This window comes from Streptacidiphilus fuscans (genome assembly GCF_015690355.1).
GTDB classification, from domain to species: domain Bacteria; phylum Actinomycetota; class Actinomycetes; order Streptomycetales; family Streptomycetaceae; genus Streptacidiphilus; species Streptacidiphilus fuscans.
Map to the genome: position 1 here is coordinate 585,397 of NZ_JADPRT010000001.1, position 22,348 is coordinate 607,744.

Sequence of the window (22,348 nt, forward strand, 5' to 3'; positions counted from 1 at the left end):
TCTCGTGCTCGGATTTCCAACGTTGTTCATCGGCTGACCGGGGCACTGTGGCGTCGCCGCGCCTGGCCCTCGGTGTGCGTCCGCCCCCGCCGCATCCATGTCACCCGAGTCCAGGCGGAGCAGGCGTGCCGGCGCCGACACAGCCGAACTGCACCTCCCACGTCACCGTCGTTCGTACGAGCGGTTCCTGGAGGAATCCGAATGTCCCACGCAGATGACAGCGTTGCACGACCGAACGATGCGGAGCCGAGTGTTCAGGGAGCCGCCCTCAGCAGGCGCGGACTGATGCGCTGGTCCGGTCTGGCCGGCATCGGCGTGGCCGGTGCGGCCCTGCTGCCCGGCCTGGCCACAAGCGCCGCGGCAGCCGAACCGGCCACCGGCACCGCACTCACCGGCACCGGACCCACCGGCAGCGCACCCGACGGTGCGCCCTCGGGGGCGCTGCCCGGCTCCTTCGACCCGATCCGCCCGCCCGCCGTCCCGCTCGCCGTCCGCTCCCCGTACCTGAGCACCTGGACGACCGCGGACAACACGACCGGTACCTGGTCGTCGTTCTGGACCGGGCGCACCACCGCGATGACCGGCATCGCCAGGATCGACGGGGTGCCCTTCCTCTTCCTCGGCGCGCCCGACATCAACGGAACCGTGCTGCGCGGAATGGCGCAGCGCAGTCTGACCGTCACGGCCACCCGCTCCCAGTACGTCTTCGTCGGGGGCGGCGTCGAGCTGACGGTGACCTTCCTCTCCCCGGTGGAGCCCGGAGACCTGCGGCGACAGTCCATGCCGCTGTCCTACGTCACGGCCGAGGTGCGGAGCACCGACGGCGCCACGCACGACGTCGGCCTCTACGTCGACATCTCCGGCGAGTGGGCGAGCGGCGACTCCGGCACGCAGATCCGCTGGAACCAGGAGCAGGTCAACGGTTCCGGAACCTCGCTGACCTCGCTCTCGTACACCCCCGACACGCCTGCGGTGCTCAGCGAGAACGGCGACATGGCCAGTTGGGGCACCGTCGTGTGGAGCGCCACCAGCCGGCCCGGACTCACCTGGCAGATCGGCGCCGACACCGTGGTGCGCCCGGCCGTGGTCGCCAACGGCAAGCTGGCGAACACGAGCGACTCCGACCAGCCCCGCGCCATCGGCGACAACTGGCCGGTCTTCGCCTTCCACTTCGATCTGGGCCAGGTGGGACGCACCGCGCAGACCGCGGTCGTCTCCGTCGGCCATGTGCGCGAGCCCGCCGTCAGCTATCTGGGCACGCCGCTGCCGCCGCTGTGGCGCTCCTACTGGAACGACTGGGAGAGCATGGTCGCGTTCTTCCACGGGGACGTCGAGGGTGCGCAGAACCGCACCGCCGCGCTGGACCGGAAGATCCAGCAGGAGGCGACGGTCGCGGGCGGACCCCAGTACGCCGCGCTGTGCGCCCTCGCGCTCCGCCAGGCCTTCGGCGGCACCGAACTGGTCAGCCGCAACGGTGAGCCGTGGGCGTTCCTCAAGGAGATCTCCAGCGACGGCAACGTCTCCACCATTGACGTGACCTACCCCGCCATGCCCGCGTTCGTCTACACGGACCCCGCCTACCTCGGCCTGCTGCTGGCCCCGATGCTGGAGTACGCCGAGCACGGGGGCTGGCCGAAGACCTTCGCCGAGCACGACCTGGGCTCCAGCTACCCGAACGCGAACGGACACAACGACGGCAACGAGGAGGACATGCCGGTCGAGGAGTCCGCGAACATGCTCATCATGAGCGCGGCCTACCTGTCCCGCACCGACGCCGCCACGGCCAGGTCGTTCGCCACCGGCCACTACGCGATCCTCAAGCAGTGGGCCGACTACCTCACCGCCAACGCCCTCGATCCCGGCAACCAGAACCAGACCGACGACTTCACCGGCTGGATCGCCCACAGCGCCAACCTGGCTCTCAAGGGCATCATCGCGATCGGCGCGATGAGCCAGATCGCCACCGCGGCGGGCAACACCGGCGACGCGACCACCTACCTGGCCACCGCGAAGAACTACATCAGCCAGTGGGTGACCAAGGCCCAGGACACCGGCGGCGCGCACCTCAAGCTCGCCTACGACCAGCCGGGGACCTGGAGCCTGAAGTACAACGGCTATCCGGACGCCCTGCTCGGCCTCGGCCTGGTGCCGCAGGCCGTCGCCCAGGAGGAGGCCGACTGGTACCTCACCCAGGTCAACCAGTACGGCGTCCCCCTGGACCTCCGCCACTCCTACACCAAGGGCGACTGGGAGATGTGGACGGCGGCGTGGCTCAAGGGCCACCCCGTCAGCGACTACCTGGTGGGCGCGCTGTACGACTTCGTGAACACCTCACCTTCCCGGGTTCCGTTCACCGACTGGTACGACACCGTGACGGATCGTCAGAACGGGTTCCAGGCGCGCCCGGTGGTCGGCGGGATGTTCGCGCTGCTCAGTCTGCACCGCTAGCCCACCACGTGTCGGGGGCCCTGCCTGCGTCCAGGGCCCCCGATGCCCTGCCCCGACAGGACCAAGGAGCCTGATGCCTCCTCATGCGGACAGCACCGGAAGCAGAACGAAGCCGCTGAGCACCCTCACCCGCCGGCTGCTCGCCACCGCCGCCACGATCACCGTCTTCGCCACCGCACTGCCCGCCGCCGCTGTGGCCGACCAGGCGCCGGCACCCCTGACGACCGCAGCGCAACACGTAGCCGACGCCTACCCGTCCGTGGGTCCGGGCACCCACTTCCTCGACGACGCCTCCTACCTGTCGGGGTTCAACGATCCCGCCTGGTACGAATCGAACATCCCCTTCGTCGACCTGCCCGATGCCACCCTCCAGAACGTCTACTACTACCGGTGGCGCGACTGGAAGGAACACCTGACCTACACCGACCCCACCGACGGCTGGATCTCCACCGAGTTCCTCGACTGCTGCGGCTACAGCGCCCCGTACCAGGCGATCGACGCCGCCGCCGGGCACCAGATCACCGAAGGGCGCTGGGTCCGGAACCAGAGCTACGACGACGACTACATCCGCTTCTGGCTCACCGGCCCCGGCGCCGGTCCCAAGCCCGCCACCGACAGCGTCAACGCCGACACCACCGACTGGGCACACGAGTACAGCATGTGGCTCGCCACGGCCGCCTACGGCCAGGCCGAGGAGACCGGCGACTTCTCGCAGGTGAAGGCTCTCCTGCCCGACCTGGTGCGCCAGTACCGCGGCTGGGACAAGCAGTTCGACGCGCAACTCGGCCTGTACTGGTCCGTCCCCGTCTGGGACGCCATGGAGTACTCCGCGTCCTCCTACGCGTCGAGCGACCCCTACCACGGCGGGGCGGGCTACCGGCCGACGCTGAACTCCTATCAGTACGGCGACGCCAGTGCCATCAGCGCGATCGCGAACATGGTCGGCGACCACACCCTCGCCGCCGAGTACGCACGACGTGCAGCGGACCTGAAGGCAGCCATGCAGAAGTGGCTGTGGGATCCCAGCCGGGGCTTCTACTACACCATGGCGCGCGACGACAACCCGAACCACAAGCTGTCCGACACCCGTGAGGAGATCGGCTACATCCCCTGGATGTTCGGAGCCGCCACGCCCTCCGACGCCACCGCGTGGTCCCAACTCCTCGACCCGCAGGGCTTCGCGAGCGCCTACGGGCCGACCACCGCGGAACGCCGCAGCCCGTGGTTCATGTACCAGGCGGGAGGCTGCTGCCGCTGGGACGGCCCGAGCTGGCCGTTCGCCACCAGCCAGACACTCACCGGGTTGGCGAACCTGCTCGACGACTACCCGTCCCAGAGCACGATCAGCGCCAGCGACTACGACAACGCGCTGGAGACCTACGCGCAGACCCAGACGCGCAACGGTCAGCCCTACGTGGCCGAAGCCCACGACCCCGACCAGAACCAGTGGCTCTACGACAGCTACGACCACAGCGAGGACTACAACCACTCCACCTTCGACGACCTCGTCCTGTCCGGCCTGCTCGGGCTGCGCCCCCAGGCCGGCGACGACCTCCGCGTACAACCGCTCGTCCCGACCGGCTGGAACTACTTCGCCGCCGAGAACGTGCCGTACCACGGCCACAACGTCACCGTCCTCTGGGACCGCGACGGCACCCACTACAAGCAGGGCGCCGGCCTGCGGATCTACGTCGACGGCCGGCTGGTCCGCACCTCACCGACGCTGCAGGACATGACCGTCGACGTCGGCCCGACCGTCACCAGCCCGCAGAGCCCGCTCGTCGACGACGCCGCCAATCCGCTGCGTCAGGGCTATCCCAAGCCGATCGCGTCGTACACCTGGCGCAACGACGATCCCTGGAACGGGATCGACGGCAAGGTGTGGTTCAACGAGGTCCCCGAGGACACGCGGTGGACCAACTACGACTCGCCCAACTCCGCCGACTACTACGGCGTCGACTTCGGGGCACCGACGGCGGTCAGCGACATCAGCTGGTACGGCTACGACGACGGCGGCGGAGTGCGCCCGGCCGCGGCCTACCGCCTCCAGTACTGGGACGGCACCGCCTGGCGCGACGTCCCGGACCAGACGCGCAACTCCACCGTCCCGGTGGGCAACGGCCTGAACCGGATCACCTTCCCGCCGATCACGACCACCCAGGTACGGCTGCTCTTCACCGATCCGCCCGGCGCCTACGTCGGCGTGACCGAGTTCGAGTCCTGGGCCCCCTCCAGCCGCGACGCGAGCGTCACCCTCGGACCCGCGAACCAGAACGGCCTGATCACTGTCGACACGGCCACACCTGTCGACGTGACGGTGCACAACAACACCGACCACCCCCTCGACGCGACCTCCGTCAGTCTCGGGCTGCCCCCCGGCTGGACCGCAGCACCGTCGACGCGCGCCACCGCATCCGTCGCTCCCGGCCGGTCCGCGGTGTGGCGCTTCGCGATCAGCCACCCCGCCGCAGCCGCACCGGGAACTCCCGCAGCCCTGACGGCGACCGCGACCTACCGCGAGGCCCACGGTGTCAGCCGGACCACGCACACGCTGCAGAACCTCCAAGTCGCCTACCCACCAGGGCAGACCGACCCGATCGGCACCTGGACCTTCGACGAGGGCTCCGGCAGCGTGGCCCACGACAGCTCGGGCACCAACGACCTGCAGCTCATCGGAGATCCGGCGTGGGTGCCCGGCGTGTCCGGGACGGCTCTGCAGTTCGACGGGAGCTCCCAGTACGGACAGACCTCGGGTCCGGTTCTCGACACGACGGGCAACTTCAGCGTGGCCGCCTGGGTGCGACTGGACCGCACCGGATCCTTCGCCACCGCAGTGAGCCAGGACGGCGCCACCACCAGCGGCTTCTTCCTGCAGTACTCCGCGGCCGACAACCGGTTCGCGTTCTCGACCGGTGAAGGACGAGCGCTCGCCGACCAACCGCCGACAACGGGCCAGTGGTACCAGCTGGTTGGCGTGCACGACGCGAACACCGGCACCTACACGCTCTACCTCGACGGCAAGCCGCAGTCGACTGTCTGGAATCAGTCCACGGGTGACAGCGCCTCAGGACCGCTGGCGATCGGGCGCGCCTTCTCCGGCGGCCACGACAGCGACTTCTGGCCGGGGAGCATCGACCAGGTCCACGTCTGGAACCGCGCCCTGACCGCCGCCGACGTCTCCGGCCTGTACTCCTCGGGCACCTGACGAAGCCCGCGTCGGGCCCGCCCCCCGGGGGGGGGGCGGGGGCGGGGCGGCCCCGGGGGGCGGCAGCGGCCCCCCGGGGGGGCACCTGCCTACCCCCGGGTCGCCCGGCCCCGCTTTCGGCGCCGGGGGGCGGGCCCGACGCGCGGTCAGGTCAGCAGCCCTGCGTGGCGATCAGGGTGTTGTAGGCGTCCAGGTCGAGTTGGTAGCCCTTGGTGTTGGGGCCGTCCGACGACGGGTCGCCCGCGTCGTCGACCAGGACGCCGCTCTGGCTGGCGGCGTAGCTGATGTAGCCGTGGTGGAGCTTGTACATCAGGTCCTGGCTGCCGACCTGGTACTGGGCGGCGGAGGTGGCGCCTGTGCAGCTGAAGTTGCCGAGTGCGGACATGGCGAGGCGGGTGCCGGTGACGTTCATCCAGCCCTCGAAGACGTAGAGGGCGGAGCTGCGCAGGCCGCCGGAGTCGGTGGAGTCGAACTCGTGGCCCATGCCGAGCTTTCCCTGTTCGGGGCTGGTGGTGCCGTCGTTGATGTGGGCGGTGACGCTCGCGCCGTTGGAGGTGCCGGTGACGGAGCTGGTGACGGTCTGGTCGAAGGTGTCGGCGGCCTCTTGGTTCCAGATGCCCATCAGGTCGGTGGCGGTGTGGCCCTTCCACACGAACGGCGGCTGGATGGCGGTGTTGGCGGCGCTGCCGACGGTGGTGAAGCAGCCTCCGGCGTTGGTGAGGCCCGCGGCGTTCAGCTGGGAGGCGAAGGTGCTGTCGTCGAAGGAGGCGAGCATCTGCGTCCAGGTGCTCGCGCCGAAGAACTGGATGGCCGCGGCCTCGACGGAGACGTAACCGTCCTCGTAGTTGGGGTTGTTGGTCTTGGCGAAGTTGCCGTAGCCGCAGATGCCGGAGGAGAAGTTGCTGGCGTCGTTGTAGGCGTAGTTGCCGGCGTAGCCCATGGCCTGCTCGACGAGGGCGACCTTGTTCTGCTCGGTGGCGGTGAGTTCGCTCCACGCGGGGCCGTTCTTGACCAGCAGCAGCGCCTGGGCGACCAGGGCGTGGGACCAGCCTTCCAGGCCGCCGTCGGCGTCCGGCTCGTGGCCTCCGGCGATCAGGTTGCGGACCTGGGCCAGCAGGGCGCTGTCCACGGTGGTGCCGCTGGTGGCGGCCGCACCCGGGTCCTCCTTGTCCACCAGTGCGAGGTACTGGAGTGCTGCGGCTTGACCGATCTGGGTGGGGTTGGTCCCCGGACGCGGCACGGACGAGGTCGGTGCGGCGAACGCGATGAGCGGTTCGGCGACCGCGGCGTCGATCTGCGCCTGGCTGAAGCCGGTCGCGCCGCCGGTCGACGTCGAGGTCGGCGAGGCCGACGCGGAGCTCGACGGCGATGCGGAGGCCGACGCGCTCGCGGAGGGTGACGCCGAGGTCGTTGGCGTGCCGGCGGTGCCGAAGACCTCGAACTCGTCGACGCTGAACCCGGCGCTCCCCGCGTAGTGCTCACCGTAGATCTCGATCCAGCGGGTGCTGACGCCCGCTGGGAGCGCGACGGTCTCGGTGCCGCCGGTCCCGGCGGTGACGGCGGTCTGGGTGTGCCAGGTGGTGCCGTCGGGCGAGGTACGGATCTTGAAGCTCGTCCCGTATCCGCTGCCCCAGACGATCGTGACGTGGTCGACGGCCTGGGTGCTGCCGAGGTCGACCATGAGCTCCTGCAGGGTGGCCGGGGTGCTCTGCCAGGCGGTGCCGGTGTCGCAGTCGGTGGCGTTCGACGGCGAGCTTCCGGTGGCGGTGGTGGTCGCGGTGGTGGCCGCGCCGCAGGCGATGTCGCCGGGGACGGCGGTGCTCGCGGCGGCGACGGGTCCACCGCTGACGGTGAGCGTCAGCGTCACCGCGGCCGCGACGGAGGCCGCCGCGGCGACGACGGAGAGAGATCGGGCGCGGCGCCGCTCGGCCGGCGCGATCGGGCGCGGTGCGGGCTGGCTGGATGACCGGAAGGGCATGGCAGGACGTCTCCTTCGGCTCTACAACTCGCAGACGGGATCACATACCTGAACACTGGACATGTATCTGAAGCCATCCGGACCATAGCCCTTCGGTTGGAGGGGCGTCCAGGGGTGGGGAGTTGAGAGTCCGTTGACACCGGTGCCGAGTGTGGGGGCCCACCGCGACGTGCGGGAGCGGAGTGAGACGGCGTGTCCACGCCGCCCCCTGGTCACTCAGCAACGTTCTGAATTGAACGAGCGGTGAAAACTTACCTGCTGCGGATGCCGACCAGTCAGCCCCCGGGCGGGAGGGCGCCCCTCATCAGCGGAAACCGGGCCTGCGCCGACCGTCGACCAGGTCGGCTGGGATTACGTAGGATCTCGGCATGACGCAAGGGAGTGGACGCCGGCGGCACGACGCCGGGCGGGGGGCGGCAGTGCCGTCCATGCCGCCGCAGACCGTGCTGGTCCAGATCAGGGCCCTGCTGCCGACGCTGCCGCCCTCCGAGCGGCGGGTGGCCGAGGCGGCGATCGCGGACCCTGGGGCGGTGGCGGCCAAGACCATCAGTGAGCTGGCCGCCGAGTGCCACACCTCCGAGACCACCGTGGTGCGCTTCTGCCGCGCTGTCGGCCTGAAGGGCTATCCCGACCTCAGGATCGGGCTGGCCGCCGCGGCCGCTCAGGAGGACGGCTCCGCGAGCTGGACCGCCGTCGGCAGCGACATCGGCCCGCGCGACCCGCTCGCGGACGTGGTCAACAAGCTCGCCTTCGCGGACGCCCGCGCGGTGGAGGACACCGCCGCCCAGCTCGACCTGGAGGCCCTGAAGCGGGCCATCGACGCGGTGGTCGCCGCCGACGCGATCGACCTCTACGGAGCCGGCGCAAGCGCGCTGATCGCCCTGGACCTGCAGCAGAAGCTCCAGCGGATAGGCCGCCGGGTCAGCGCTTTCCCGGACGCGGACGGCGCGCTCACCTCAGCGGCGCTCCTCGGTCGGGGTGATCTCGCGATCGCCATCTCCCACACGGGGTCCACCGCTCAGACCGTCGCCGCGCTCGCCGAGGCGCGGGACAACGGCGCGACCACCCTCGCCATCACCAACTTCCCCCGCTCGCCGATCGCGGAGGTGGCCGATCACGTGCTGACCACCGCCGTGCGGGAGACCACCTTCCGGTCCGGGGCGATGGCCAGCCGAATCGCCGCACTGACGGTCGTCGACTGTCTCTTCGTGGGCGTGGCGCAGCGCAACTACAGCCGCACCATGCGCGCGCTGGAGCGCACCTACACGGCGGTCCGCGGGCACGCGGAGCCCTGACCGCCGCTGACGCACCGTCACGGTGCCCGTGTCCGTGCGGAACGGAGCGCTTGTGACGCTCTCAGGCCCGGTCGGCGGGCGAGGCGGCGACGGCCGTGCGGACGTCCCCGTCGGACCGGGCGAGCAGAGCGTCCGCCTGCTTCGCGTCGGATCCGGTGAGCAGCATGATGATCGCCGTCTTGGCGTGGCCACCGGCGGCCGCCAGGGCTTGCTCGGCGGTGGCGAGGTCGGTGTGCGCGGCCTCGGCCACGATGCGGCGGGCGCGGTCGCGCAGCTTGTCGTTGGTCGGGCGCAGGTCGACCATCAGGTTTCCGTAGACCTTGCCGATCTGCACCATCGCGGCGGTGGACAGCATGTTGCAGACCAGCTTCTGCGCGGTGCCCGCCTTGAGCCGGGTTGATCCGGTCAGCACCTCGGGGCCGGTCACGACCTCGACCGGCACGTCGGCGTGGGCGCTGATCGGCGCCTCGGGGTTGCAGGCGACCGACACGGTGGACGCGCCGAGGGCGCGCGCGTGCCGCAACCCGCCCACGACGTAGGGGGTCCGGCCGCTGGCGGCGATTCCGACGACGGTGTCCCGGGGGCCGATGCCCAGGGCGTCGAGGTCCGCGACCGCGCCGTCCGGGTCGTCCTCGGCGCCTTCGACCGCGGTGGTGAACGCGCCGGGCCCGCCGGCGAGCAGGGTGACCACCTGCGCCGGGTCGGTGCCGAAGGTGGGCGGGCACTCGACGGCGTCGAGCATGCCGATGCGCCCGCTCGTCCCGGCCCCGAGATAGACGAGCCTGCCGCCCTGCCGGAGTGAGGCCGCGACCAGGTCCACGGCGGACGCGATCGCCGGGAGGGCGGCCCGGACGGCCCTGACCGCTACGCCGTCCGCGTCGTTCATCAGGGCGAGGAGGTCCGTCACCGGCAGCCGGTCCAGTTCGCCGGTGCCGGAGTGCGGGGATTCGGTGCCCAGGAGGCTGAGATCCACGGCGCATGGTCCTTTCGTTCCCGCTCGCTCCCGCACGAGCGGGCGCTCGGCGGGCGGGGCGGCGTGATCCGGGTCGGGCGGCGCTGCGTCCGAGCGCTGTCCACCGTAGTCAGCCACCCCGTGGCGGTCAAAAACATACGGCCTTCTGGCCAGTGTGGTAAATCATTGACATGCCCTGCTGCCTCTCCGATACTCGCTGGAACGTGGGCCGGAGTGCTGGGGCGGAGACGAACGGAGCAGGGCCATGGCAGCGGTACTGGCGGTCGACCTCGGAAAGACCGGTTGCCGCGCCGGGCTGTGGCTCGACCCGGCCGGGCTGTGCGAGGGCCCTGGCAGTACGGACGGCGCGGACGCGCCGCTGGCGACCCGTCAACTCCCGGGTGCTCCAGGGCTGGCCGCCCCCGACGGCGCGGCCCAGGCGGAGGCTCTGGTCAGGAGCGTGAGCGCCGAGCTCCTCGCCGAGACGGGGATCGACCAACTCGACGCGCTCTGCATCGGAGCGGCAGGAGCGATCGCTGCCCCGGACGCAGCACGTGCGTTGGCCGAGACCCTGCTGGACGCGATCCCCACTGACCAAGTGGCCGTCACCAGCGACGCGGTCACCGCCCACGCGGGCGCGCTCGGCACGGCGACCGGCGTCGTGCTTGCCGCCGGAACGGGTGCTGTCGCCCTCGGTGTGGGCGAGGCGGGCGCCTTCTCCGTGGTCGACGGATGGGGTCCGTGGCTCGGGGACGAGGGGAGCGGAGCCTGGATCGGCCTCGCCGGACTGCGCGCAGCTCTGCGCGCCCGCGACGGGCGAGGCGAGCCCACGACGCTGAGCCACGAGGCCACCGAGCTGTTCGGCGATCTCGGCCGCCTGCCCGGCGTGCTGGAGCAGGGCGGCAATCCGGCCCGGTCCGCCGCCTCCTTCGCCCCCGCCGTGGCCCGGTCCGCTGCCGCGGGCGACCCCGTCGCCGTCGCCATCCTGCGGGACGCGGCCGCCGCGCTCGCCACGACCGTGGCCACCGCCGCCCGGCTGACCGCCCCGAGTGGCGGGAGCGGCGCTCGAGCCGACGAGGAACCCGTCACCGTCACCGTCGCCGTGACCGGCGGTCTGGTGCACCTGGGCGCGCCGCTCCTGGACCCGCTGCACGCCGCGCTCGCCCGCCACCGCCCACGGCTTCGCCTCCAGGAGGCGCTCGGCGACCCCTTGCACGGCGCCCGGCTGCTGGCTCGTCAGGCCGACGGCCCGCACGAGCCGTTGGTGACCCGACTGCACCGCCGGGCCCCGTCCGCTGCCTCGACGGGCGGGGGCACCGGGCACTCCTGAGCCGGCCGGGTCACCCCGACCGTCCCTTCCTCTGACACGCGCACGTGAGTCCTGCCTGCGCCTGAACCGCGTACCTGAGCCGCGTACCTGAACCACGCACCTGAGCCCCGCACCGCCGAGTGTCGTGGCCCCGACCCTGGAGAAGCATGAGCACCCGGACTGCCGTCCCGTCCACCTGGCCCGCACCCGGGAACGATCTGATCGCCCTGCTGCGTTCCTGTGTGACCGACCCCGCACGCGTCCGGACGCGCGACTCCCAGCGCGCTGCCGCCGCCCATGACGCCTCGCACTACCTGCTCGCCCCGCAGGCCGTCGTCCGCGCCGCCTCGGCCGACGAGGTGGCGGCCCTGATGCGGGCCACCAGTGGCATCGGCGTCCCGCTGACCCTGCGCTCCGGTGGGACGAGCCTGTCCGGACAGGCCGGCGGTGACGGCGTCCTCGTCGACGTCCGCACCCACTGGCGCTCCGCCGAGGTCCTCGAGGACGGGCTGCGGGTCAGGGTGCAGCCAGGCATGACGGTGCGTCAGGTCAATGCCCGGCTGGCCCGGCACGGCCGTCGGCTCGGCCCGGACCCGGCCAGCGAGTCAGCCTGCACCGTCGGAGGGGTGATCGCCAACAACTCCAGCGGGATGAACTGCGGTACCAGGGACAACGCCTACCGGACCGTCGAGTCGCTCCGGTTCGTGCTGCCCTCGGGAACCGTCGTCGACTCCGGCCGCCCCGACGCCGACCAGGAACTGCGCGCCCGCGAGCCGGACCTGTACGCGGGCCTGGTCGCCCTGCGGAAGCGGATCCATGCGAACAGCGACAGCCGCGCCGCCGTCGAGCGCCTCTTCGCCATGAAGAACACCATGGGCTACGGCCTCAACGCCTTCCTCGACCACACCAGGCCGGTCGACGTCCTCGCCCACCTGATGATCGGAAGCGAAGGAACACTCGGCTTCGTCGCGGAGGCCACCTTCCGCACCGTCCCGCTGCTGCCGCACACCGCCACCGGATTCCTCGTCCTGCCCAGCCTCGACGCGGCGACCGACGCCCTGCCCGCGCTGCTCGCCGCCGGAGCCCGGACGGCCGAACTGCTGGACGCCGCCGCCCTGCGCGTCGCCCGGCTCGACCCGGACGCCCCCGCCGAACTGCGGGGGCTGCGGATCGACCGGCACGCCGCGCTGCTCGTCGAGTTCGCCGAGGAAGGCCGGGCGGAACTGGACGCGGTGGTGGAAGCCGCACAACCCGTCCTGGACCGTGCGTCTTTGGCCGTCCCCGCACAGTTCACCCGCGACAGCCGGGTCCGCGCCCGGCTGTGGCATCTGCGCAAGGGCCTGTACACGGCGGTGGCAGCCGCGCGCCGACCGGGCACCACCGCCCTGCTGGAGGACATCGCAGTCCCGCTCCCGCGCCTCACCGGGACCTGCGAGGGGCTGATCGACCTCTTCGACCGGCACGGCTACGAGGACGCGGTGATCTTCGGTCACGCGCGCGACGGAAACGTGCACTTCATGCTCACCCAGGACTTCGACAGTCGAGCCGAGATCGACCGCTACGCACGCTTCACCGACGACATGGTCGACCTCGTCCTGGACGCGGGCGGCACGCTCAAGGCCGAGCACGGCACCGGCCGCGTGATGGCCCCCTACGTCCGGCGCCAGTACGGCGACGAGCTCTACCTGGTCATGCGCGAGCTCAAGCAGCTGTGCGACCCGAGCGGCGTGCTGAACCCGGGAGTGGTGCTCGACGACGACCCGACGGCGCACCTGAGGCACCTCAAGCGCGTGCCGCGCGTCGACCCCGCCGTCGACCGCTGTGTCGAGTGCGGCTACTGCGAGCCGATCTGCCCGACCGCCGACGCCACCACCACCCCGCGTCAGCGCATCGCGCTGCGCCGCGAGATCGCCCAGGCCGCCGCCGCAGGGGACCAGGACCGGGTGCGGCGGCTGGAGGCCGACTACGCTTTCGACGCCGTCGACAGCTGCGCAGCGGACAGCCTCTGCGTCACCGCGTGCCCGGTGACCATCGACACGGGTGCCGTGATGAAGCAACACCGTGCCGACCGGCACGGCCCGTTGGCACAAGCCGCCGGTCGCGTCGCGGCCGAGCACTGGGGCGGCGCCCTGCGCGGCGCACGCGCAGCGCTGACCGCCGCCCACGCGCTGCCGACGCCCCTCCCACGTGCCGCCACCCGGGCGCTGCGCGGGCTGGGCGCGGGCGAGCTCGTGCCGGAGTGGGACGACCGCATGCCCAGGGCCGGACTCCTGCGACCCGAGGCGCAGACGAACGCGGACGCCCGTGCCGTGTTCTTCGCCGCCTGCGTCGGGACCGTCTTCGAGCCGTCGAGCGGGCGCGACGGCGCCGGTGGCGCCGGTGGCGGAGAGGGAGCGACCCGTGCCTTCCTCGCGCTGTGCGCTCGCGCGGGCGTCCAGGTAACCGTGCCGACCGGGCTGGGAGGGCTCTGCTGCGGCACCCCGTGGCAGTCGAAGGGATTCACCCGAGGCCACCAGGCGATGGCCGCACGCACTCTGGCCGCCCTGTGGCAGGCCACCGAGGGCGGCCGGCTGCCCGTGGTGTGCGACGCCTCCTCCTGCACCCACGGTCTGACCCAACTGCACGCGGCACTCCCGGAGGCGGAGCGGGCGCGGTACGCGGAGCTGCGCTTCGTCGACGCCGTGAGCTTCGCCGTCGAGCACCTGCTGCCCTCGCTGCCCGCACCCCGGCGGATCGACTCGCTCGCCCTGCACCCGACGTGCTCCTCCGCCCACCTCGGCCTCGACGAGGACCTGCGCACCCTGGCCGAGTCGGTCGCCACGGACGTCACCGTGCCCGCCGCCTGGGGCTGTTGCGCGTTCGCGGGCGACCGCGGCTTGCTCCACCCGCAGGTCACCGCGACCGCGACGGCCGCCGAAGCCGCCGAGGTCACCTCACGCGCCCATGACGGCTACGCCTCCTGCAACCACACCTGCGAACTCGGCATGACCCGCGCGACCGGACGCCCGTACCGGCACGTGCTGGAGCTGCTGGACGACGCGACCCGGCCGCTGAAGGGCGCTCGTCCGGAGACGCGCTGAGCATGATCCGGACCCGGAAATCTCAGAGGACGGACCGTCAGCGGCGCTGCCTCCCACACTGAAGATCGTGAATTCGCGCTAATGGTTCAGGGGCGAGCGGCGTCCGCTTCGCCGCGCGCTCCTGTCGGAACGTCATGCCTTCTGCCGGTTCTGGTTGCCCTCGTGGAGGTCGCTGATGCGCTGGAAGCACGTTGCACGGCCAAGACGCACGATCGGCGCGGTGACGGCGCTGCTTCTCGCCGCTGCGTCGCCGATGGTGGGCGCGCCCGCTGCGGACGGGGCGACGACCGCGACGCACGTCGTGATCTACCACGGCTACCACGTGCGCGTGCCCGCGGCATGGCCGGTCGTCGATCTGACCGCCTCCCCCCGGGCCTGCGTCCGCTTCGACGTCCACGCCGTCTACCTGGGCCGGCCGGGCGCTGGGACGGACTGCCCGGCGCACCTCGTGGGCCGCACCGAGGCGCTGCTCATCGAGCCGCTGGACGGAGCCGGGGCGGCGGTCGACGCCCCGGGCACGGTGTTCGCCCCGGCGGGCACGGCCACGTACCGTCGCGCCCACGGGAAGCAGAGTGTCGGGGAGATCCACTTCGTCGTGCCCGGCGCCGGGGTCATGGTGACCGCCTCGTTCGGGACGAACAGGGCCGAGGCCGAGCGGATCCTCGGCTCCGGTTGGCTCGGGGCCGGAGCGCGGCCCGAGGCTGTGTCCCGACGCGGCGCACCGGCACCGCCCACCGCCGAAACGCCGACGGAACCGGAAGCGCCGCCGGTGCCGGTGCAGCCCGGTACCTACACCGGAGCCGGATTCGAGACCTGCAGCGCGCCGAGCCTCGCGCAGATGACGGCGTGGGAGTCCTCCCCCTATCAGGCGGTCGGCGTCTACATCGGCGGAAGCAACCGGGCCTGCGCCCAGCCGAACCTCACCCCCTCCTGGGTAAGCACGCTCACCACCGCCGGATGGCACCTGATCCCCACCTATGTGGGCTCGCAGGCGCCCTGCAACAGCTACAGCTCCCTGGTGTCGCCGGACCCCGGCACCGCTGACGGCCAGGGCATCTCCGAGGCCGACGACGCCGTCGCCCAGGCCCAGGCTCTCGGCATCCCGCCGGGCAGCGTCCTGTACGACGACATGGAGGCGTACGCCAAGACCGACGCGACCTGCCGGACCGCCGTGCTGACCTACCTGTCCGGCTGGAGCCAGGAGCTCCACGCCCGTGGCTACCTCTCCGGGGTGTACTCCAGCGCCGGGTCCGGGATGACCGACCTGGCCGCCCAGTACGGCACCGGGACCTTCACCCTGCCCGACCAGATCTGGTTCGGCTGGTGGAACAACGTGGCCGACGCGAACGCCGGAAGGTTCGTGCCGGCCGCGGACTGGAGCAACCACCAGCGCATCCACCAGTACAACGGCGGCACGCACGAGACCTGGGGCGGCACCACGATGGACGTCGACGGCGACTACCTCGACGTGAGCGGCTGACCGGCCCCCTGCCTCGGCGGACGCGGCGTCACTTTCCCGAGACGAACGAGGGGCCCTTGCTGGTGAGTGCGAAGGTGGCCTTGGGCGTCGGCGAGGTCGGAGCCGTGAGGTACATGCGCGTGTAGGTCGTGCCCCGCAGGCTGCTCACGGTCACCGTGACCGGGTAGGTGGAGACGCCGCCGGTGGCGCAGTTCGGCGTGCAGTTCTTCTCGGACCACAGGCCGCTCGCCGACGCCGTCGGCTGCCCCCAGCCGGTCCACTTCAGGTGCTCCAGCACCCAGCCCGCGTCCGCGCAGGTCAGCACGATGTCGCCGGGCTGCGGGACCGGTTTGCCCAAGCAGTCGTCGATGACGGCGGCAACGCTGCCCGGCTGCGGGGCGGCACTGGGGCCGGACGACGTGGGCGCCGCCGACGACGGGCTGGTCGCGATCGCGGAGGGCGTCGGAGTGACCGTGCCCGCCGTCTTCGAGACCGGCTTCGTGGAGACGGCGGTGGAGGGTGAACCCGCCGTCGCCGAAGGGGCGGCGGGCTGCTTCGCGGAGCCGCCGCACGCGGTGAGACACAGGGCGGCGGCGAGCGCGCCCGTCGCCACGAGGAGGCCGCGCTTCCCGCGCGCGCCGTCCCGGACCGTTCCTGCCATGCGCTGAGGCCGAGTGGACGTCACTGACCCCACCCCCGTTCATGTCGAGCTCTGGGTGTTCTGCTTCATGCACATTCATTCAAACCGGCCGCCGCAGCAGCAGCGACATTCCCTCAGACGCGCCCGAGCGCTCCTGCTTTCCCCCGTTCTGTAACGACTGGGCAACTCTCGTGCAGGGCGGTCAGGCGGCGGACGGCTCCGCGGTCCGTGCGCGGTAGTGGCCCGGGGTGGTGCCGAACTCCCGCTTGAACGCGTGGGACAGCGCGTACGGGGTTCCGTAGCCGACGCGGCGGGCGATGGTGGCCAGCGGTTCCGTGGTGTCGCGCAGCATGGTGGCGGCGAGGGTCAGCCGCCACCAGGTGAGGTAGGCCATGGGCGGGCGGCCCACCAGGCCGGTGAACCGGCGGGCCAGGGTGGGACGGGAGACGCCCGCCTCGATGGCCAGGCGCTCGTTGGTCCACGCGGCGGCCGGGTCCGTGTGCAGGGCGCGCAGCGCGGTGGTCGTCACCGGGTCGTTCAGCACGCCGGGCCAGGCCCCGGTCACCCCCTCGTCCATCCAGGAGCGGATCATGTAGACGAGCAGCAGGTCGAGCAGGCTGGGGACGGCGATGCAGGAACCGGGTCGGCGGGCGTCCAGCTCGCTGCCCAACAGTTCGACGGCGGCCCGTAGTTCGGCGTGGCTGCCGACGCGGTGCGGCAGATGGACCACCTTGGGCAGTTCCGTCATGAGCGGATGGGCACGGCTCCGGTCGAGCCGGTACTTGCCGCAGAGCAGCTCCACCGGCGCGGCGTCGCCCGGGGGCTCGACCGCCTCCGCCTGTTCCCGCCAGCTCTCGAACGGCACCGCATGGCTCACTGCCGCCGCGTCGGCGGGGGAGTCCGCGAGGACGTGGCCGGTGCCGTGCGGGAGCAGGACCGTATCGCCGGTCCTGAGCGAGATCGGAGCGCCGCCGCCGTCGGGCAGGAGCCAGCAGTCGCCCTTCAGCACGACGTGGAAGCCCGCACCGTCGTACGGCGCGAGCCGCGCGCACCAGCTGCCGCCGACCCGTACCCGGTTGGAGGAAGGCTGCCCGACCCGGGCCGCCGCGATCGCGTCACTCACCACGTCCATCGTGCGAGGCTATCGCAGACATCGGTGTGGTGAGACGCATGCGTATCCGACTGAGCCTCAAGAGCATTGAGAAGCTCTTCCGCTCCTCGCTAGAGTCGAGGACATGAACGACGAGAACCCCCGGAACAGCAGCGTCCAGAGCATCGAGTTGGGGGAGGTCGAGGTGATCAGGGTCGTCGAGTGGCAGGCGCCCTTCACCCCGGCGCACCGCCTGGTCCCGGACTCGACTCCCGAGATCTGGCAGGACAACAAGGAGTGGCTCGCGCCGGGCCACTGGGATCCGGACGCCGACAAGGCCGTGGTCGCGCTGCAGAGCTGGGTGCTGCGCAGCGGCGGGCGGACGGTCCTGGTCGACACCTCCGTCGGCAACGGACGCGAGCGGCCCGCTTCGCCGCAGTTCCACCAGTGGCAGGGCGACTTCCTCGGTCGGCTCGCCCAGGCGGGGGTTTCGCCGCAGGACGTCGACGTCGTCGTCAACACCCACATCCACGTCGACCACGTCGGGTGGAACACCCGTGAGCTCGACGGGGAGTGGGTGCCGACGTTCCCCAACGCCCAGTACCTGCTTCCGGCCGCCGACGACTTCCACTACGGGCCGGACCACGCGTACGGAGACGGACGGCGCGTGGACGACCGGCTGATGTACGAGGACAGCATCGCGCCGGTCCACCGGTCCGGCCAGGCCACGCTGTGGGACGGAACCCACCGCATCGACGAGAACCTCACCCTGGAGTCCGCGCCCGGTCACACGCCGGGATCCTCCGTGCTCCGGCTGGCCTCGGGAGGCGACCGGGCGGTCTTCGTCGGCGACCTGCTGCACAGCCCGGTGCAGATTCTCCGGCCCGAGTGGAGCAGCTGCTTCTGCCTCGACCCGGCCCAGTCGGCGGCCAGCCGTCGGCGGATTCTCGAACGGGCCGCTGCCGAACGGGAACTGGTCGTCCCCGCGCACTTCGGCGGAGCCGGCGCCGTGGAGGTGCGGAAGGACGGCGAGGGATTCGCCCTGGGAGCCTGGGCGGCCTACGACCTGGCGTGACCGGCCGTCAGGTCCTGGCCCCGGCCCTGACGCCTGCGGCGTTTCGCTCGTGGGACGTCCGTGACGGAGGTCTAGGCTCGGCCCGTGGAGAAGCCTGACCAGCACGCCGAGGGAGCGGGACCGTTCACCACCCGCCTCACCTGGCGTGTTCCAGGCGGCGGCACGGCCGTGTGGGAGTCACGACGCGCCCGTCGCCGCGGAGTGATCGCCGTGCGGCAGCCGGGAGCGGAGACGAGCGGCAGCATCAGCGCCGACGACGTCACCCTCGGCCGGCTGCGCAGGCTCAACGCCATCGCGGCGATCGCCTTCGTCATCGGGGGAGCCCTCTTCGCGGGCGGCGCCGGTGTCGCGCAGTTCGGCTCGGGTGACGCCACGACCTGCGCGTCGATCTACTTCGCCGGGGGTCTGTTCTTCAACACCGGCGGCTACGTCTCACTGCTCCAGGTCGTCAACGCGCCTCGTCACCTGCCGGGAGGCGAAGGGCGGTTGGTCACCCCCGGCTGGCGCTGGTGGAGTTACGAGCCGACGCGGGTGGACTGGCTGAGCGCGTTCCTGCTGTTCGCGGGCACATTGGTGTTCGGCGTGAACCTGCTGGACTCCTTCCTGCAGGGCCTCAGCGTCCAGCAGGTCAACCGGCTGATCTGGGGCCCCGACGTGGTCGGCTGTCTGCTCTTCCTGAGCTCCGGCCACCTGGCACTGGTCGAGATCTGTCACGGACGGCCCGGTCTGCGCCTGCACAGCCTGGGCTGGTGGATCGTCGCGGTGAACCAGCTCGGGTCCGTCCTCTTCATGGCCTCGGCGCTCGCCGCCTACACCCGTCCCTCGACCGGCAGTCTGATCAACGTCGACATCGCCAACTGGGGCACGCTCACCGGCGCGCTCTGCTTCTCGGTCGGCGGCTTCCTGCAGCTCGCCGAACGCCCCTGAGCCGTCACGACGGGCGCGGCAGCTTCGCTTCGAGCACGGGGACGTCGAACGGGTCGTAGTGGAGGCGCTGTTGGGGCACTCCTTGGCGCAGCAGCACTTCCGCCGAGCCGGCGACCATCTCGGACGGGCCGGAGAGGTAGACCTGGTGGCGGTAGAACGGCCCGAACTCGTGCAGTGCCTCGGGCAGGGAGCCGCGCCATCCCGGAACCTGCTGGTCGGAGAGGACGCCGCGGACGCTGAGCCAGTGGTTCCGTTGGGCCAGGCGCAACATGTCGTCAAGTCCGTAGAGCTCGTCGGCGGTTCGGGCGCCGACGAAGACGTCGACGAAGCGTCGGCCGCCGTCCTGGACCGTCTGCTCGACGAGGGCCTGGATGGGGGCCAGGCCGGTGCCTCCGGCCACGCAGAGCACGTTCCCCTCGTGGTCGGAGTCCAGGACCATGTCGCCCTGGGCCGCGCCGAGGGTCACCTGGTCGCCGGGGCGCGCGTGGAAGACCAGGCCGGGGCTGACCTGCCCGCCCCGGACCGCGCGGACGTGGAAGGTCAGGGTGCCGTCCGGGCGTGGCGCGTTGGCCATCGAGTAGTAACGCCAGGCGCGCGGCTGCCAGGGGGTCTCCACGGTGGCGTACTGGCCCGGCCGGAACGGGTAGGGCTGGTGCGGACGCACGGTGATCTCGGCGATGCCCGGTCCGCGCAGGCGGTGGTGGACGATGTCGGCCGTCCAGACGGCGGGATGGACCGTCGCGTCCTGGTCGGCGGCCTGGATCATCACCTCGGCCACGACGCCGTAGGCGCGCGTCCACACGTCGGCGAGCCTGGGAGTCCAGGCGTCCCCGGCGAACCGCGCGAGGGAGTCGAGGAGGGCGGCGCCGACGGCGGGGTAGTGCCCGCTCAGGGTGCCGAACTTGCGGTGGTCGCGGCCGAGTCGGCTGCAGAAGTGCACCAACTGCTCGGGCGAGTCGACCAGGTCGACGATCCGCAGCAGGCCCCGCAGCAGCCGGTCCCGCTGCACATCCATGTTGGCGGGGAAGAGTTGACGCACCTCGGGATGCCGCTGGAAGAGTATCGCGTAGAAATACACCGTCAGGTCGCCCGCCAGCGGCCCGACCAGGGCGACGCTCGCCCGGAGCAGCGCGATCTCCTCGGCGTCGAGCGGTGCCGCGGGCGCTGCCGGTGCGGTCGGTGTCGCAGGTTCGGTGCCGCCGGCGCGCTCGGCAGGCGACGCGGTTGCTGACTCCGCGTCGCTTTCGGGGGAGGCCTTCGCCTGTCGTCGTCCGAACCTCATCGGCCGCCCCTGTTCTCTCCCGGCGAGGGGTTTTTCACGAGGCGTCGGATCCTTCGGCATAGACGGCGGCGGTGTTGGCCGAGCGGCCCTCGGGGCGTGGAAGGGCGACGGGGGGCGCGGCCAGGCGTGCACGCTAGCCGTCCTCGTGGTGGACGAACAAGTAATGAGGGTGGCTCCGGCCGTCGGTGAAGATCGTGGAGGAACGGGAGAGGAAGGGCGGAACGCCCGATGGCGGGCCTGGGGAGGGAATGGTTTGTCTGCGTGTTATTTCTGGCCGGCCATCAGCTCCTCATGGGGTTCTTACCCTTACCAATTAGTAAGCGAATGGATGTTCGGCGGCGGTATCGCCGAATTGCCCGACGTCCTCGTCCGCTCGGCGGCGATTCCCTGTTCGCTGTTTGGGCATTCCGTCAGGCGTCAATCACTCTCTTGATGATCACCACGAAGCCTCCCTCCAGCAGGTCGACAGGCCGGGCAGTCGACCTGACGATGATCGTGCCGGCGGTCGTGGCGGTAGCACTGGCCGTCCTGACCGTGGCGACGCCGCGTGACATGGAATTCAGCCGGTTCCTTGCGGTCCCTCCCGCGCTCGCGGCCGCACTGTGGCCCGTGCGGGCCACCCTCGTCCTGGGCCTGACCATGCTCGTCGGGGTGGGGTGCTACCTGCTGGTGGACTCCAGCTCGTCCTACGTCTACACCGCCGGCGCCCTGGCGGCCGTCACCGCGGCCGCCGCGTACGCCAGCTACGTGCGGCAGCGCCGGGAGCACACGCTGCGCGAGGTCCGGGCCGTCGCCAATGCCGCGCAGGCCGTCCTGCTGCGGCCGATCCCGGAGCGTGTCGGAACGCTGCGGATCGACTCCCTCTACCGGTCGGCCGCTCCACAGGCGCAGGTCGGCGGCGACTTCTTCGCCCTGGCGGACACCGCGTACGGAATCCGGCTGATCCTCGGCGACGTCCGAGGCAAGGGGCTGCCCGCGCTGGCCGTCACCGGCGCCCTGCTGGGCTGCTTCCGCGAGGCGGCGTACGACGCGCCGGACCTCGCGACCCTGTCCCGACGGCTGGACGCGGCGCTCGCCCGCGAGAGCGACGGTGCGGACGGCGACGCCCTCGAACGGTTCGCGACCGCCGTCCTCGTCGAGTTCTCGCGGGACGGAGACGGAGCCGTCCTGCTCAACCGGGGTCATCCTGCGCCGCTGCTCACCACGTCGGCGGGCACGACGGTTCTCGACACTCCGGCGGCCGGGCCGCCCCTGAACCTGGCCGGACCCCAGCCCCGTCCAGCCCGTCCGCTTCGCCGTCCACGCCGGGGACCGGCTCCTGCTCTACACGGACGGCGTCTCGGAGACCCGCGACCCGGCAGGAGAGTTCTTCCAGCTGACCGCGTGGGCGGACGATCATCCCCGGGCGACCACGTCCGACCTGCACCTCGCGCTGCGCCAGCACAGCGCGAACAACCTCACCGACGACATCGCGGTTCTCGCCGTCCGCCGGGAATAGCCGTCCGCCGGGAATGAAGGTGTCGGGGGTCATCGGGGGCCAGCGGGGGGTAATCGCGTCACCGTGGCGCGGGTGGGCCTGTTGCCGCGCACCGGGTCTGCTGCGCAAGC

The 22,348-nt window shown here is 71.6% G+C and carries 14 protein-coding genes; 9 read left to right on the plus strand and 5 right to left on the minus strand.

Features of this window, described 5'->3' with window-relative positions; genetic code table 11:
• The first annotated feature begins 285 nt into the window (after positions 1 to 285).
• Together I2501_RS02695 and I2501_RS02700 are read left to right on the plus strand one after the other, a co-directional pair.
• A complete protein-coding gene (locus I2501_RS02695) occupies positions 286 to 2,448 on the plus strand; it encodes a glutaminase family protein (RefSeq protein ID WP_236045739.1) in 2,163 nt (720 codons plus the stop codon).
• A 73-nt stretch (positions 2,449 to 2,521) separates the two neighbouring features.
• Positions 2,522 to 5,653: an MGH1-like glycoside hydrolase domain-containing protein gene (locus I2501_RS02700; protein ID WP_196192115.1), complete on the plus strand. Its 3,132-nt coding sequence runs from the start codon at positions 2,522 to 2,524 to the stop codon at positions 5,651 to 5,653.
• Positions 5,654 to 5,804: 151 nt separating this feature from the next.
• Here the strand turns inward: I2501_RS02700 and I2501_RS02705 are convergent, their stop codons facing one another.
• Positions 5,805 to 7,631: a discoidin domain-containing protein gene (locus tag I2501_RS02705; protein ID WP_196192116.1), complete on the minus strand. Its 1,827-nt coding sequence runs from the start codon at positions 7,629 to 7,631 to the stop codon at positions 5,805 to 5,807.
• Between the two features lie 368 nt (positions 7,632 to 7,999).
• On the opposite strand from I2501_RS02705, the gene I2501_RS02710 reads away from it, so the two are divergent.
• Positions 8,000 to 8,926, plus strand: coding sequence for a MurR/RpiR family transcriptional regulator (locus tag I2501_RS02710; RefSeq protein ID WP_236045740.1), 927 nt, complete (start codon positions 8,000 to 8,002; stop codon positions 8,924 to 8,926).
• Positions 8,927 to 8,987: 61 nt separating this feature from the next.
• Here I2501_RS02710 and murQ read toward each other — a convergent pair whose 3' ends face one another.
• A complete protein-coding gene (gene murQ / locus I2501_RS02715) occupies positions 8,988 to 9,899 on the minus strand; it encodes an N-acetylmuramic acid 6-phosphate etherase (RefSeq protein WP_196192117.1) in 912 nt (303 codons plus the stop codon).
• 244 nt (positions 9,900 to 10,143) lie between these two features.
• On the opposite strand from murQ, the gene I2501_RS02720 reads away from it, so the two are divergent.
• The 3 genes from I2501_RS02720 to I2501_RS02730 all read left to right on the plus strand — a co-directional run bounded on the left by I2501_RS02720 (position 10,144) and on the right by I2501_RS02730 (position 15,747).
• Positions 10,144 to 11,208, plus strand: a complete 1,065-nt coding sequence (locus I2501_RS02720) for an N-acetylglucosamine kinase (protein WP_196192118.1) — start codon at positions 10,144 to 10,146, stop codon at positions 11,206 to 11,208.
• 146 nt (positions 11,209 to 11,354) lie between these two features.
• Entirely contained in the window at positions 11,355 to 14,267 is a 2,913-nt protein-coding gene (locus I2501_RS02725) for an FAD-binding and (Fe-S)-binding domain-containing protein (RefSeq protein ID WP_196192119.1), read from the plus strand.
• Positions 14,268 to 14,487: 220 nt separating this feature from the next.
• Positions 14,488 to 15,747 carry a DUF1906 domain-containing protein gene (locus I2501_RS02730; RefSeq protein WP_196192120.1) on the plus strand — a complete coding sequence of 420 codons (1,260 nt, stop codon included), beginning with the start codon at positions 14,488 to 14,490 and terminating at the stop codon, positions 15,745 to 15,747.
• A gap of 28 nt (positions 15,748 to 15,775) precedes the next feature.
• Here the strand turns inward: I2501_RS02730 and I2501_RS02735 are convergent, their stop codons facing one another.
• A complete protein-coding gene (locus tag I2501_RS02735) occupies positions 15,776 to 16,387 on the minus strand; it encodes a hypothetical protein (protein WP_196192121.1) in 612 nt (203 codons plus the stop codon).
• Between the two features lie 181 nt (positions 16,388 to 16,568).
• Positions 16,569 to 17,498 (minus strand): AraC family transcriptional regulator, encoded by a 930-nt coding sequence (locus I2501_RS02740; protein ID WP_196192122.1) that lies wholly within the window; start codon positions 17,496 to 17,498, stop codon positions 16,569 to 16,571.
• A gap of 103 nt (positions 17,499 to 17,601) precedes the next feature.
• On the opposite strand from I2501_RS02740, the gene I2501_RS02745 reads away from it, so the two are divergent.
• On the plus strand, positions 17,602 to 18,531 hold the full coding sequence (locus tag I2501_RS02745) for an MBL fold metallo-hydrolase (protein WP_196192123.1): 930 nt from the start codon (positions 17,602 to 17,604) through the stop codon (positions 18,529 to 18,531).
• A gap of 84 nt (positions 18,532 to 18,615) precedes the next feature.
• Positions 18,616 to 19,458, plus strand: a complete 843-nt coding sequence (locus tag I2501_RS02750; RefSeq protein WP_196192124.1) for a hypothetical protein — start codon at positions 18,616 to 18,618, stop codon at positions 19,456 to 19,458.
• Positions 19,459 to 19,462: 4 nt separating this feature from the next.
• On the opposite strand, the gene I2501_RS02755 is transcribed toward I2501_RS02750, so the two are convergent.
• Complete coding sequence (locus I2501_RS02755) at positions 19,463 to 20,740, minus strand: globin domain-containing protein (RefSeq protein ID WP_196192125.1); 1,278 nt, start codon at positions 20,738 to 20,740, stop codon at positions 19,463 to 19,465.
• A 507-nt stretch (positions 20,741 to 21,247) separates the two neighbouring features.
• Between I2501_RS02755 and I2501_RS41050 the strand changes: the two genes are divergently transcribed.
• Positions 21,248 to 22,255, plus strand: coding sequence for a PP2C family protein-serine/threonine phosphatase (locus tag I2501_RS41050; RefSeq protein ID WP_456243081.1), 1,008 nt, complete (start codon positions 21,248 to 21,250; stop codon positions 22,253 to 22,255).
• Positions 22,256 to 22,348: the final 93 nt, after the last annotated feature.

Coding starts and splice junctions, on each gene's coding strand:
- I2501_RS02695 (WP_236045739.1), top strand. CDS start 286: ATGCGCTGGTCCGGTCTGGCCGGCATCGGCGTGGCCGGTGCGGCCCTG.
- I2501_RS02700 (WP_196192115.1), top strand. CDS start 2,522: ATGCCTCCTCATGCGGACAGCACCGGAAGCAGAACGAAGCCGCTGAGC.
- I2501_RS02705 (WP_196192116.1), bottom strand. CDS start 7,631: ATGCCCTTCCGGTCATCCAGCCAGCCCGCACCGCGCCCGATCGCGCCG.
- I2501_RS02710 (WP_236045740.1), top strand. CDS start 8,000: ATGACGCAAGGGAGTGGACGCCGGCGGCACGACGCCGGGCGGGGGGCG.
- I2501_RS02720 (WP_196192118.1), top strand. CDS start 10,144: ATGGCAGCGGTACTGGCGGTCGACCTCGGAAAGACCGGTTGCCGCGCC.
- I2501_RS02725 (WP_196192119.1), top strand. CDS start 11,355: ATGAGCACCCGGACTGCCGTCCCGTCCACCTGGCCCGCACCCGGGAAC.
- I2501_RS02735 (WP_196192121.1), bottom strand. CDS start 16,387: ATGGCAGGAACGGTCCGGGACGGCGCGCGCGGGAAGCGCGGCCTCCTC.
- I2501_RS02740 (WP_196192122.1), bottom strand. CDS start 17,498: ATGGACGTGGTGAGTGACGCGATCGCGGCGGCCCGGGTCGGGCAGCCT.
- I2501_RS02745 (WP_196192123.1), top strand. CDS start 17,602: ATGAACGACGAGAACCCCCGGAACAGCAGCGTCCAGAGCATCGAGTTG.
- I2501_RS02755 (WP_196192125.1), bottom strand. CDS start 20,740: ATGAGGTTCGGACGACGACAGGCGAAGGCCTCCCCCGAAAGCGACGCG.